At 41.0% G+C, this 13,465-nt stretch carries 11 protein-coding genes and 1 tRNA gene; 7 read left to right on the top strand and 5 right to left on the bottom strand.

What is annotated here, in order from left to right; translation table 11 throughout:
* Together DXB54_RS11735 and DXB54_RS11730 are read right to left on the bottom strand one after the other, a co-directional pair.
* Nucleotides 1-755, bottom strand: a 755-nt coding sequence (locus DXB54_RS11735) for a restriction endonuclease subunit S (RefSeq protein ID WP_199708766.1), incomplete at its 3' end; no start/stop codon positions are given.
* A 196-nt stretch (nt 756-951) separates the two neighbouring features.
* Nucleotides 952-1,890 (bottom strand): Abi family protein, encoded by a 939-nt coding sequence (locus DXB54_RS11730; protein WP_118695284.1) that lies wholly within the window; start codon nt 1,888-1,890, stop codon nt 952-954.
* Nucleotides 1,891-2,335: 445 nt separating this feature from the next.
* Between DXB54_RS11730 and pyrE the strand changes: the two genes are divergently transcribed.
* From pyrE to DXB54_RS11715, 3 genes are all read left to right on the top strand, one after another.
* Nucleotides 2,336-3,010, top strand: coding sequence for an orotate phosphoribosyltransferase (pyrE, locus tag DXB54_RS11725; RefSeq protein ID WP_118695283.1), 675 nt, complete (start codon nt 2,336-2,338; stop codon nt 3,008-3,010).
* A gap of 8 nt (nt 3,011-3,018) precedes the next feature.
* Nucleotides 3,019-5,568 carry an LTA synthase family protein gene (locus tag DXB54_RS11720; RefSeq protein ID WP_118695282.1) on the top strand — a complete coding sequence of 850 codons (2,550 nt, stop codon included), beginning with the start codon at nt 3,019-3,021 and terminating at the stop codon, nt 5,566-5,568.
* Between the two features lie 315 nt (nt 5,569-5,883).
* Nucleotides 5,884-6,756: a methionyl aminopeptidase gene (locus DXB54_RS11715; protein ID WP_118695281.1), complete on the top strand. Its 873-nt coding sequence runs from the start codon at nt 5,884-5,886 to the stop codon at nt 6,754-6,756.
* A 223-nt stretch (nt 6,757-6,979) separates the two neighbouring features.
* Here DXB54_RS11715 and htpG read toward each other — a convergent pair whose 3' ends face one another.
* Entirely contained in the window at nt 6,980-8,977 is a 1,998-nt protein-coding gene (gene htpG, locus DXB54_RS11710; protein ID WP_199708765.1) for a molecular chaperone HtpG, read from the bottom strand.
* A 157-nt stretch (nt 8,978-9,134) separates the two neighbouring features.
* The gene (locus tag DXB54_RS11705; RefSeq protein WP_118695280.1) at nt 9,135-9,632 is read right to left on the bottom strand and encodes a DUF5721 family protein; all 498 of its coding nucleotides are present in this window, start codon (nt 9,630-9,632) and stop codon (nt 9,135-9,137) included.
* A 338-nt stretch (nt 9,633-9,970) separates the two neighbouring features.
* Between DXB54_RS11705 and cysS the strand changes: the two genes are divergently transcribed.
* Genes cysS through DXB54_RS11685 form a run of 4 tightly spaced genes read left to right on the top strand, consistent with a single transcriptional unit; the run spans nt 9,971 to nt 13,227 of the window.
* Entirely contained in the window at nt 9,971-11,374 is a 1,404-nt protein-coding gene (cysS, locus tag DXB54_RS11700; protein ID WP_021939340.1) for a cysteine--tRNA ligase, read from the top strand.
* Nucleotides 11,359-11,793, top strand: coding sequence for a Mini-ribonuclease 3 (locus tag DXB54_RS11695; RefSeq protein ID WP_021939341.1), 435 nt, complete (start codon nt 11,359-11,361; stop codon nt 11,791-11,793). The genes cysS and DXB54_RS11695 overlap by 16 nt, the downstream gene beginning before the upstream one ends.
* 36 nt (nt 11,794-11,829) lie before the next feature.
* Nucleotides 11,830-12,594: a 23S rRNA (guanosine(2251)-2'-O)-methyltransferase RlmB gene (gene rlmB / locus DXB54_RS11690; protein WP_118695279.1), complete on the top strand. Its 765-nt coding sequence runs from the start codon at nt 11,830-11,832 to the stop codon at nt 12,592-12,594.
* 12 nt (nt 12,595-12,606) lie between these two features.
* Entirely contained in the window at nt 12,607-13,227 is a 621-nt protein-coding gene (locus tag DXB54_RS11685; RefSeq protein ID WP_118695278.1) for a sigma-70 family RNA polymerase sigma factor, read from the top strand.
* Nucleotides 13,228-13,243: 16 nt separating this feature from the next.
* Here DXB54_RS11685 and DXB54_RS11680 read toward each other — a convergent pair.
* Nucleotides 13,244-13,316: transfer RNA gene (locus DXB54_RS11680), tRNA-Thr, on the bottom strand.
* Nucleotides 13,317-13,465 lie beyond the last annotated feature (149 nt).

The following is a 13,465-nucleotide window of genomic DNA, read 5'->3' as shown; positions in this document are numbered from 1 at the left end:
TCATCACCTCGGAAGATAACAGATTCCTTCTTATCACGCTTGATTTTGCCTTGTTTAATAAGTTCTTCTTTTTCAGCACGGATACGCTCAAGAAGAACAGAAGCTGGCTCATCATTTGGGTCTTGAGGTACAAGTTTACCACGAATGGCGAGGTCAAGGATTTTTGATTTAGTTAATTTAATTGTCTCTTGTAAAGTCCTTTTTTCTTGTTGAATAATTTCAACAAAATGAAGGAGCTCTTTTATTTTTTCTACAGTTCGTGTTTGCTGTGCTTTAGGTGGAACCGGAAAAAAAAGGCTGTCAAACTTGCTTTTGTTTAGAATAGGAAGCGTTGTTGCTGATGAATTTGTCCATATCTGTCGTTGTTCAAATGCTGAACACATACAAAAATATGTATATTCAGGTAGGATAAATGTATTAGGTAAGATGGCATTTATTTGTTGATTACAAATACCAGAATTCCTAATGTATCCGGTTTTTCCGATAGTTGCGCCAATGCACGTTACTAAAACTGAATAAACGGGAAGAATTCTACCGTTCTTATATCCCTTTTCAGAAACAGTATCTTCTGAAAAACACACATCAAACCCAGCATCCAAATCGGTTGGTTTATAAAATGGATATTCATCGCCATATAAAGAAACGTCTTTTGTAGACGGTGTATTTCCTGTTATTGTAGAAAATAAATTACCTAGTCTTGCCCATTCCCACCCCTCCGGCAGCTCAAATGGTATCTCATCTTCAATACATTTCACAGTCCCATCCTGAAACTTCTCATAATGCAAATTATTGACACAATCGGTGAGTTTTTGATGCATGAAATAAAAAAGTGGAGCCCACGCATGAAACTCCACCGGCTACGGGCATCGCAAGTTTCCGTAGCACAACCATATGTACAGTAGCATCATTTAATTTATAAGTCAATGAACTGTTACTATAGACATAAGATAATTATATTTTCCGATATCTGCTAATCTTATCCCAGTTAGTAGGAAAACCCATATTGTCAAGCAACTGTTCCTCTGTAAGGTGAGGACACTGCATAAGAACAGTTTTTATAAGCTTTGAAAGAGCAGATTTGAACTGTTTGAATTCGTCACTGTCTATCAGATAGCGTAGGGCAATAACCACAGCAAATAAATCCTGTTTACCACATGCATAATGATTATTGATAGTTGGTATGTTTAGTTTTTTATGTAAGAGAGTGTCTGGTATATTCTCGTTAATTTTAAATGAAAAGAGACGTTCGCCATGAGCGCACACATTCCTACAGCGTGAAAGAACACTGATAAACTGATGCAACTCGCGTTCAGTAATATTGTTAAATTTTTGACTGATTTTATATTGTACATCATTGGTGATGTATTGGTACATTTTAGATACCTGCCCAAATGTAAATGCGTTCATAGCCACCCATAAAGGTATATTTCCGTAAGTGTGGGCATGATGCGCAATATATGTATACCTGCTTGGTAATGCAATTGCTTTTTTCATAGAGTTGACCAGTCGGCTGACATTGGAATAATTCCTTTTAGTCAATGCGTAGTTGTGAATATTAAGATATTCAGTGTCTTGCTCTCCATGTTTTTCACAAAAATAGTATGAGAGCAGAGATTTGATATGTCTCTCGACATGTAAGATATATTTTAGAAAAAGAGAACGGAGCTCTTCATCAAAATAGTAGAAAGCAACTAATTCGTCAAATGTTACTCCATACTTATATTTTTGTGATGGTGTGTGCTTGAAGAGTTGTTTATATCCACCAATAAGAGAGTAGTAGCTGAGCTTTTCTAAAGTTATAGTGGCTGATGTAATATCAGGAACAATAAGTCCTTTTTCATGTTGAAGTTTATTTAATTGTTGTTCATATGTGAAGAATGTCTTAAGCATATAGTGGCGCCTTTCTAAAAAGGGTATAAAAAAAGTGGAGCCCACGCATGGAACTCCACCGGCCACGCGCCTCGCAAGCTACGTAGCACAACCACTATGAGAACTATACCATTGATATTTAGAGATGTCAAATGATATTTTACTAGTGGTATTAATAGTTTATGCGTTTCTATGTGTAATATTCTTATTTTTGTTCTTGCGTCCATAATATCTGGAGGAATAGGGCTTGCTATCTGAAATGTATATATATTATAACACACAGCGAACAGATGTTCTGCCTTTTTTTCCACATTGAATCCAAAAAAGTTTTATGGTAGAATAAGGAACGATAGCGCAAAGAAAAGATATGATTTATCAGGGGAGTTTTATAGAAAGTGTGCATTAAAGCATTTATTAAATAACAATAACGGCACAAAGCCGCATAAACAGGAGGTTTTGAAATACGATGGAAAATTACAAGAAGGAATTTATTGAATTTATGATTGACTGTAACGTACTTAAGTTTGGAGACTTTGTTACAAAGAGTGGAAGAAAGACACCTTTCTTTGTAAACACAGGCTTCTACAGAACAGGTGCACAGTTAAAGAGACTTGGTGAGTATTATGCAGAGGCTATCAACACAGAGTTTGGCCTTGATTTTGACGTATTATTTGGACCTGCATACAAAGGAATACCTCTTACAGTTGCCACAACCATGTCTATTGCAGAGATGTTTGATGAGGACATTAAGTACTGCTCAAACAGAAAAGAAGTAAAGGATCATGGCGATAAGGGAATACTTCTCGGAAGCCATATAAGTGATGGCGACAAGGTTGTTATCATAGAGGATGTTACGACAGCAGGTACATCAATAGAGGAGACACTCCCTATCATCAAGGCTCAGGGAGATGTTGATGTTATCGGTCTTTGCGTTTCAGTAGACAGAATGGAACGCGGACAGGGGAAGAAGGGCGCTCTTGCCGAGATCGAGGAGAAGTACGGAATAAAGACAACAGCTATCGTAACTATGGCAGAGGTTGTAGAACATCTTTACAACAGAGAGTACAAGGGAAGAGTTATTATTGACGACACTCTTAAGGCTGCTATTGACGCTTATTACGATCAGTATGGAGTAAAGTAATATAACTTATGAGCGAGGACAGACATAAAGAAACATTGACGAAGCCAACAGCGACGGAAACATTAGAAACACAGGTAACGTCGAAATGTTCGGAAACATCGGATCAGGACTTTGACAGCCTGCTTAAGGAGGCACTTGCCATTGCCGAGGAGTATGCGGGTGGTGATAAATCCACGGAGCCTGAAAAAACTGTGGAAGATAGTACACCGGCAGAAATTCAAGACAGTGTAGATGGGGAAGATGAAGCAGAAAAGGTTTCTGACATAAGGCGTAATATATATGTGGTGAAGGATGATACGTCAAAGGATAAGGTTCATAGCAATGACTATGAAAGCTTACAGGTTCCAGGAATGACCAAAGGGAAGATGAACAGGCGTGTCACACATGAAAGAATCAATGGTAAAGATAATTCGGAAGGTAAAATGGATGGCACGGGACATTCAAAAGGAAGAACATCCCATCCGCTGCTTGCAGGAGTTCCATTTAACGCATCAATATTTTTTGTGCTTATTGTTATATATTTTGAGGTCTTGTTCCATATCAACAGATTTGGGGCAGATGACGGATATCTCCTTAATATAATTTTATTTGCAATTATAGTGGGATGTGTGTGCAGTGTATTTGTACAACTGTTCTCACCTAAGGTGAATTATATTATTGCTATAGTCATAACCTTGGTGCTGACGGTATTTTACCTTGCACACCTTATATATAATTCGGTATTTAACAATTATCTGTCCATAGTGGGAACCATACAGTATGGAAACCAGGCTGCAGACAATACTGCCACTGTGGCAGAGAATATAGGCGGCAACTGGCTCATGGTTTTGCTGTTCCTTGTTCCGCTTCTTGTGGTGGTGCTGTTGTCAAGGAAGATATGTGATTACAGACGTAATCATATTGCTGAGACGGTTGTTCTTGTACTGGGCATTGTGGCACTTCATTTTATTACAGTGCTGGCACTGGTGTTGCAGAACGACGGCCTGTACAATCCGTATCAGGTTTATAAGGAATTTACTTCGGTTGATATGGCGGTGGAGGAGCTTGGTGCCTGTGAGTCATTTGTTCTTGATGTAAGAGAAGCGTTCAGGAGGAATGGTGATAATGGTGAGTCGGTGTCCTTTGTGAAGACCGGTGAGCTTCCGACAGCAGTTGCCGGGGATGACCAGACTTCCGGTGATGGCAGTGGTAATGATATCGGAGCAGGCGCTCAGAGTACAGGAAATGAATACAGTGGCAGTCAGGCAGAGGCTGTGACAGAAGAAGCGGTTACTGTTGATGTATCACCTAATGTCATGGACATAGATCTTGCGGCAATAGGAGAAGCCTCAGGAAGTGATACCATAGCCTCTATGTGTGACTATTTTAACAGCCTTACCCCTACAAATAAGAACAAATACACAGGTGTGTTTGAGGGCTTTAACCTTATATGGATAACCTGTGAGGGATTTTCGGGATACCTTCTTGAGGAGGAAGAATATTTTCCTACCATAAGCTATATGGCAGAGAACGGCTTTGTATTTGAGAATTACTATCAGCCTTTGTGGTACGGTTCAACCCTTGGAGGGGAATATGCGAATCTCCTGGGAATGATGCCTAATGATGGAGGATATCTCAATATGACCTATGCGGGAAGTCATGGCAATGACCTGTATTTCTCCATTGCAAATCAGTTAAATCGACAGGGATACACAAGCATTGGCTATCATGATAACAGTTATGATTATTATGACAGGGATATTTCCCATCCTGTGTTAGGCTATGACTGGCGGGCAAATGGATCGGGGCTTGAGGCTCAAAAGCTGGAATCAGGGACTACACCATGGCCACAGTCGGATCTTATAATGGTGCAGGATACCTTTGATGAATATAAGGATGAGACACCGTTTAATGTGTATTACCTGACTGTATCGGGACATATTGTATATACCTTTGACGGAAATTATATGGCATATAAGAATAAAGCACTGGTGGAAGAGCTTGACTGCTCTGAGACCATGAAAGCGTATATTGCCAGTGAGTATGAGACAGAACTGGCACTTTCGGAGCTTATAAAGGATCTTAAGGCAGCAGGGCTGTATGAGAATACAGTGATAGTCCTGGCGGGAGATCATGTTCCTTATGACTGTATGGATGTACTTTCGGAGCTCGCCGGAAAAAATCTTACGGATAATTTCGAGGAATACAGAAGTAAGCTTATCATATTCTCAGGAGCTATGGAGACTCCGGTTAAGGTAGACAAGGTGTGCTCAAGTATAGATATACTTGCCACAGTTTCCAATCTTATGGGACTTGACTATGATTCAAGGCTGCTGATCGGTCAGGATATCCTGTCGGATTCGCCGGGCATAGTGTATTTCCCGGACAGAAGCTATATCACGGATAACTACATATACAATTCATCAACGAATGAGGTCACGGTGAAGAGCGGTGCCGTACCATCAGATGATGAGCTTGAGAACATGAATGCCTACGTGGCAAATAAATTCACTGCTGCCAAGGGGATATGTGAAAATGATTTCTGGCGTTATGTGGATGAGTACTATTCTCAAAAATAATAAGAAAATACATATATTCAACGGATTTAATGAGATTTTATATTATTAAGTTCCGTTTATGTAGTTGAAACTAACTTTAATATGATATAAAATAATGTGCGGATCGGCTTAATGACTGATCCGCACATTGCTTGTAAGGATGTCTGAGACATCCTTACGCCGCAGCAACCCCTTGCCGCAGGAAATTTCAAATGGTTGCTGCTCCAATTTTTTTTATACTGATGGAGCATATGGTTACATTGCATGACAGCCCGCAGGATTTGGCAGGTCGGAGTGATAATGGACTGATGTTCAAAAGAAAGAGAGTTTGTGAAAATGAAGATAGGTAGAAATGATCCATGCTGGTGTGGAAGCGGAAAGAAGTATAAGTCATGTCATCTTGCATTTGATGATAAGCTTGAGTCCTTAAAGAACAGAGGAATGGTGATTCCAACAAGAAAGATGATAAAGACTCCGGAGCAGATAGAGGGCATAAGAGAGGCGTCAAAGGTCAATACAGATGTACTTGATTTTATAACACCATTTGTTGTGGAGGGAGTATCTACAGGAGAGCTTGACAGAAGGATATATGAATATACAAAATCCATAGATGCAATACCAGCCTGCCTTGGCTATATGGGTTATCCTAAGAGTGTATGTATATCTATAAATGATGTGGTATGTCACGGTATTCCAAGTGATGACACAATACTTAAGGATGGAGACATTGTAAATATTGACTGTACAACAAAGTACAAGGGTTATTACGGAGATTCATCAAGAATGTTTATGATAGGTGATGTGGATCCTGTATGGCAGAAGCTTGTAACAGATACCAAGCAGGCGCTTGATATAGGCGTAGAGGTCTGCAAGGAGCCCTGGGTCACTATCGGGGATATAGGCTATGCCATCAATACATTTGCAACTAAGCAGGGATACCAGGTTGTAAGAGAGATCGGTGGTCATGGTGTAGGTCTTGAGATCCATGAGGATCCATATGTTTCTCATGTGGGCAGGCCGGGCACAGACTGTGTTCTTGCACCGGGAATGGTATTCACCATTGAGCCTATGATAAATCTTGGAACCCATGAGGTATATCAGGACGCTGATGACGGCTGGACAATATACACAGATGATGGACAGCCATCAGCCCAGTGGGAGTACACTCTGGTTATGACAGATCATGGTGTAGAGATCCTGGCACACTAAAATAGAAGAGTGTATATATCAAAAAATATTTATATACTGAAATAGTATTTATAATGTAAAAAGCCATGCATGGGAGGCTGGTATAAAACCTTTAATCAAAGGAACTATATCAGGAACCTATGTATGGCTTTTTTATCATTGTTTTTTGTCCTGTCATTTATATAGGACGGTACATGCTGATAAAACCGTCCGTAACCTATATAAATTAAGTACTGAAAGTGTTCTACTTTGTAAGTACCGTCAGAAGCCTATTGCTTCTTGCAACGAATCTGGTCATTGCCTCAGGCGCCAATGGTCTGTTGGCAAGAACCGCAAGATCGTATAACTGGCAGCAGATGTCATCAGTATGCTCGCCGTCCTTGTTGTCAAGTACATACTTGACAAGATCATTGTTAGAGTTAAGAACCAGGGTCTCACCCTTTCCACCGAACATGTCAGCGTCAAAATTCATTCCTGCCATTCCGTACATCTTCATCATTTCCTGCATTCTTCTTGATTCCTCGGACAGGGTAATGAGAGATGAGATGTCAGGGTTCTTTAAGGACTCGACCTTAATAGTGATATTTTCAACACCCAGAGCTTTCTTGAAGGTCTCTGTAAGAGAGTCCGTATATTCTTTGACTGTCTCCTCTGACAGTTCTTCACCTACGAAGTTATCCGTAAGGTCAGCGTCAATACGGTAGAAGTGGACGTTTTCGTTCTTCTGCTCAAGTAAAGTGATAAACGGACTGTCTATGGTCTGATCCATGTACAGGGCGTCCATTTCCTCATTCTTAAACATGTTAATGTACTGTGACTGGGCAACAGGGTCTGTAACATAGAAGACCTTGTTCTCGTACTTTTCCTTGCCGGCTTCAAGGTAATCCTTAAGGGTAGTGTACTCGCCCTTGAGGTTCTTGAATATAACGGCGTCCTTCATCTTCTCAAGGAACTTCTCATCCTTAAGACATCCAAACTTGATAAATGGATTGATGTCATCCCAGTACTTCTCATAATCCTCTTTGTGAACCTTGTACATACCGGTGAGCTTGTCTGCAACCTTCTTTGTAATGTAGTCTGAGATCTTCTTTACGAAGCCATCGTTCTGAAGAGCACTTCTTGACACATTAAGCGGAAGGTCAGGACAGTCGATACAGCCCTTAAGCAGCATAAGGAACTCAGGGATTACTTCCTTGATGTTATCTGCTACGAATACCTGGTTGTTGTAGAGCTTTATTGTGCCCTCCAGCTTGTCATACTGGGTATTGATCTTAGGGAAGTATAATATACCCTTAAGGTTAAATGGATAATCCATGTTCAGGTGGATCCAGAACAGTGGCTCCTTGTAATCATGGAATACCTTTCTGTAGAATTCCTTGTACTCCTCATCTGTACAGTCATTTGGGTGCTTTGCCCATAATGGGGTAGTGGTGTTAAGAGGCTTAGGTCCTTCAGGCTCCTTCTTTTCTTCCTCTTTCTTATCAGCAGCGTCCGCAGTCTTTTCGGCGCCATCCCCTGCTTCGGCAGCGTCGGACTTCTCTGCGTCATTATTCTCCTCTGTGTCTACTTCCTTAGCGTCCACATCAACAGTGGCAGTCTTTGCGTCCTCCACAGGTGTATCGGCATTTGTGAAGTAGATCTCAACAGGCATGAATGAACAGTACTTCTCAATAACTTCCTTTATACGATATTCATTTGCAAATTCCGTGCTGTCCTCATTCAGGTAAAGGGTGATGACAGTACCACGGTCAGACTTCATGCTCTTCTTCATCTTGTAGTCGGTGCCGTTCTCGCACTCCCAGAATACAGCGTCCTCATCCTCCTTGTATGAACGGGTCTCGATAGTAACCTTGTCGGCAACCATGAAAGCGGAATAGAAGCCTAAACCGAAGTGACCGATGATCTGTTCCTCGGTAGCCTTGTCCTTATACTGTTCGAGAAATGCAGAAGCACCTGAGAATGCGATCTCATTTATGTACTTGTCAACCTCTTCCTCGGTCATACCGATACCATTATCGATAAACTGTATGGTCTTGTCTGTAGGACTGACGATAACGTCTATTCTGAAAGGCTTTCCATCCTCTTCATATTCACCCATGAGAGACAGCTTCTTAAGTTTTGTTACGGCGTCACAGCCGTTTGAGATCAATTCCCTGACAAATATATCATGGTCTGAATAGAGCCATTTCTTAATGACAGGAAATATGTTTTCACTGTTGATCGATAAACTTCCTTTTTTCATAATAAAATACATCTCCTTCTTATATGTAACTCTGTAAAAGCAGTAAGTTTCATTGAAATATTAACTTTCTACATCATATTAGGATAATAAAATCAGAATGTCAAGAAAAAATTAGCACTCATTTCGAATGAGTGCTAATAAAGCTTTTTATATTTTCCTACCTTTCTTCAAATGTAATCTCGTTTTTTGAAAGAAAAGCCTTCACATTCTGATCCCACAGGTGCTCCAGCTCCTTTGAAAGAGAGAAGGTTTTAAGGGAGGTGATGGTGGTGACGATTATCTCGTTTCCATCGTAGAGTATGTTCATGGCGAGATTGGCCACGTCGTCGGGATTCATATGGAGATTGTTGTTTTCTATTATGTGCTTTATGTCTCTGTCTCTGGCGATAAGGACTATCTTAAAGCCAAGGGGCAGCTTGCTTCCCTTTATTACATTAAAGATATTTCCCTTTTGGGCTGACCATGGAATGTACATGTCAGAGGGGAGAGCTTCAAGCTCTTCATCTGTGAAAAATTCCCTGTTGATCCTGCCGCTTATGTGATAGGAAACATCACTTTTAATACTTGCCTCCACCAGCAGGAGAGGATCAAAGGTCTTATCTATAAGAAGCTTATGGACAAATATTTTTAAGTCTGATATACGGATATTTAACATGAATTATGTAAACCTCACTTAAATTTCATAAAAGCTTAAAGCTTGCAGTGTGACACAATGGTACGAAGGTGTCTCCTTGAGCCATTTTCATGAACAACTTTTTCGCAAGTTGTAATCACTTACTGTCAAGTATAACAATTTTCAGATGAAATTTACAGTGCCAATATGAGAAATGTGAAACATAATGGTCAATTTTTATGCAAAACAGGAAACTTATTGGACTCTTTCCGGTTGACAAAAGAAACAGCAAATTTTATACTGAAGTGTAAATGTGCCGTAGTGCACTGTTTTCTAAGGCAAAAATCAAATGACTGATATTTGGCAGAAAGGATCAGGCTATGAAAATATTTAATACACTTACAAGAAGTAAGCAGGAATTTGTTCCTATAAATGAAGGCAAGGTCGGTATATATGTGTGCGGACCTACGGTTTACGATTACATCCACATAGGAAACGCAAGACCTATGATCGTATTTGATACCCTCAGAAGATATCTGTTATACAAGGGCTATGATGTAAATTATGTGTCAAATTTCACTGATGTTGACGACAAGATCATTAAGCGTGCAAATGAACTTGGGGTTGAATCCGCAGTTGTATCAGAGAAGTACATTGCCGAGTGTAAGAAGGATATGGAGGGACTTAATGTAATGCCTGCCACAACCCATCCACAGGCAACAAAGGAGATACCTGACATGATCGAGATGATCAAGGTACTCATAGAAAAGGGACACGCTTACGAGAAGAACGGCACAGTTTATTTCAGAACAAGAAGCTTTGATGGATATGGAAAATTATCCCATAAGAATATAGATGACCTTGAGTCAGGACACAGAGCAGAGAACCATCAGCTTAAGGTGTCGGGAGAGGACGAGAAGGAGGATCCGCTTGACTTCGTTCTCTGGAAGCCTAAGAAAGAAGGCGAGCCATCATGGCCGTCACCATGGGGAGACGGAAGACCGGGATGGCACCTTGAATGTTCGGTAATGTCCAAGAAGTACATCGGCGACGTTATTGATATCCATGCCGGCGGCGAGGATCTTATATTCCCTCACCACGAGAATGAGATCGCCCAGAGTGAAGCTGCAAATGACACAGAATTTGCCAGATATTGGATGCACAACGGCTTCCTTAAGATAAACAATGAGAAGATGAGTAAGTCACTGGGCAACTTTTTCACAGTAAGAGAGATCTCAGAGAAGTACCCATTACAGGTAATAAGATTTTTCATGCTGTCAGCTCACTACAGAAGTCCGCTTAACTTCTCTGCAGATCTTGTTGAGGCATCAAAGAACGGACTTGAGAGAATACTCACAGCAGTAGAAAAGCTTAAGGAGCTTAAACCTGCAAATGAAGGAAATGACCCTGCAATAGAGGCAGAGCTTGAAAATTTCGTTAAGCGTTATGAGGCTGCCATGGATGATGACTTAAATACAGCGGATGCCATATCCGTAATATTTGAGCTTATTAAGTATACAAATATCAACGTGACAAATGACACACCAAAGGCAACTGTAGACAAGGCTCTTTCAACTGTGGAAAAGTTATGTGATGTGCTTGGAATAATCACAGAAAAGGAAGAGGAGCTTTTGGATTCAGATATAGAGGCTCTCATAAATGAGCGTCAGGCGGCAAGAAAGGCCAAGGATTTCGCTAAGGCAGATGAAATCAGAAACAAGCTTGCCGACATGGGAATCACACTCTTAGATACAAGAGAAGGTGTAAAATGGAAAAGAGCATAGACAGTTACTTTGAGTCGGTCCTGGGGGCAGTATACAGTGACCCTAAGGAATATTCACCCCTTTCTCTTGCCTATATAGGAGACAGTGTGTATGACCTGCTTATAAAGACTGTGCTTGTAACAAGAAACAACAAGCAGGCATTTAAGTATCATAAGGAAGCCAGCAGTTACGTTAAGGCTGAGACCCAGGCTATCTGTATAGATCATTTATTTAATGAGCTTACAGAGGAGGAGCAGGATATATACAAGCGGGGCAGAAACGCGAAATCCCATTCCACAGCCAAGAATGCGACTGTGGGACAGTACAGAAAGGCTACAGGCTTTGAAGCTCTTGTGGGATATCTGTACCTTAAGAAGGATTACGACAGACTTTTTGAACTGGTGAAGAAGGTCATGAACTATAAGGATTCATTGCAGTAACGCAGTATATACAGAAAACAGGAGAACCATTATATTATGGATAACAATGAAAAACAGACAAATGAAGAGGTGTTTGTCATAGAGGGACGTAATGCCGTTCTTGAGGCATACCGTTCAGGTAAAACCATCGACAAGCTGTATGTGCTTACCGGCTGTCAGGATGGAAGCATAAATTCTATCATAAGAGAGGCTAAGAAGGCAGATACCATAATCAATTATGTATCAAGGGACAAGCTCAATGCCATGTCAGAAACCGGCAAGCACCAGGGGGTTATCGCCCACGCTGCCGCATACAGATACAGCACCATTGATGATATATTTGACCTGGCAGCAAGCCGTGGTGAGGCACCGTTTATATTCGTGCTGGATGAGATAGAGGATCCCCATAATCTGGGAGCTATCATAAGAACAGCCAATCTTGCAGGTGCCCACGGTGTGGTAATACCTAAGCGTCGTGCTTCAGGTATCACAGCTACAGTGGTGAAGGCTTCCGCAGGAGCCATTAACTATACACCTGTAGTTAAGGTTACCAATATAGGCAAGACCATTGACGAGCTTAAGGACCGGGGAATGTGGTTCGCCTGTGCCGATATGAGCGGCGAGATAATGTATAAGTGTAATCTCACAGGCTCAATGGGCATCGTTGTAGGAAATGAGGGAAATGGCGTAAGCAGACTGGTTAAGGAGAAGTGCGACTATGTTGTATCAATTCCTATGAAGGGAGACATAGATTCGCTTAATGCTTCAGTGGCAGCCGGAGTGCTTGCTTACGAGGTGGTAAGACAGAGACTTAATGCTTAAGTGGAGGATGAAATGCCGCAGGTCTTACATGGATCACAGAATGAAAATTATATAGACAGATCTGATGAAGAGCTTATAGACATGATAAGACATAACACCGATGAAGGAGCCGTTGATTATCTCATCAACAAGTACACCGGAATGGTGAAGAAGGAGAGCCGTGCCCTTTATCTCATAGGCGGAGAGAGGGAAGATCTTATCCAGGAAGGGATGATCGGGCTTTATAAGGCTGTCAGGGATTACTCGGCAGATAAGGGAACCAGCTTTTTTACATTTGCCAATATGTGTGTAAGGCGGCAAATGCTTTCTGCCGTGAACATGTCAAACAGGAAGAAGCACCAGCCTCTAAACTCAGCCGTGTCATTTTACTCCGGCGGAGACGAAGAGGATGTAATGCTCATAGATACCCTGGAGGCTGATGAGCTTAGCAAACCGGAATCCCTTATGATGTACAGGTACAATATAGATGATATGAACAAGAAGATAGAGGGCAGGCTTTCTGTTTACGAGAAGAAGGTGCTTGCGGAATATCTCACCGGGGACTCCTATGATACAATCGCTGCAAGGCTTGGAAAACCGGAAAAGTCTATTGATAATGCCATTCAGAGGATAAGAAAAAAGCTTGATCAGTAAATTTAGACAAAAAAAAAGCTACTAACGGGAGTCGAACCCGTGACCTCCACATTACCAATGTGGCGCTCTACCACCTGAGCTATAGTAGCTTTTATAAATACCAAGTGATAATATATAGTAAATATGACTTTTTGTCAACACAAAGAATGTAAATTATATTTATTTAAAATATATGATTAAAATTATATGGATACCATATAAGTAATTATAGGAGGAACTTACAGTGGCAGAAGAAGTA

The sequence above is a fragment of the Coprococcus sp. OM04-5BH genome (assembly GCF_003482105.1).
Lineage (GTDB): Bacteria > Bacillota > Clostridia > Lachnospirales > Lachnospiraceae > Coprococcus.
The sequence above is the reverse complement of the archived record's forward strand: the minus strand, read 5'-3'. Positions and strand labels throughout refer to the sequence as shown.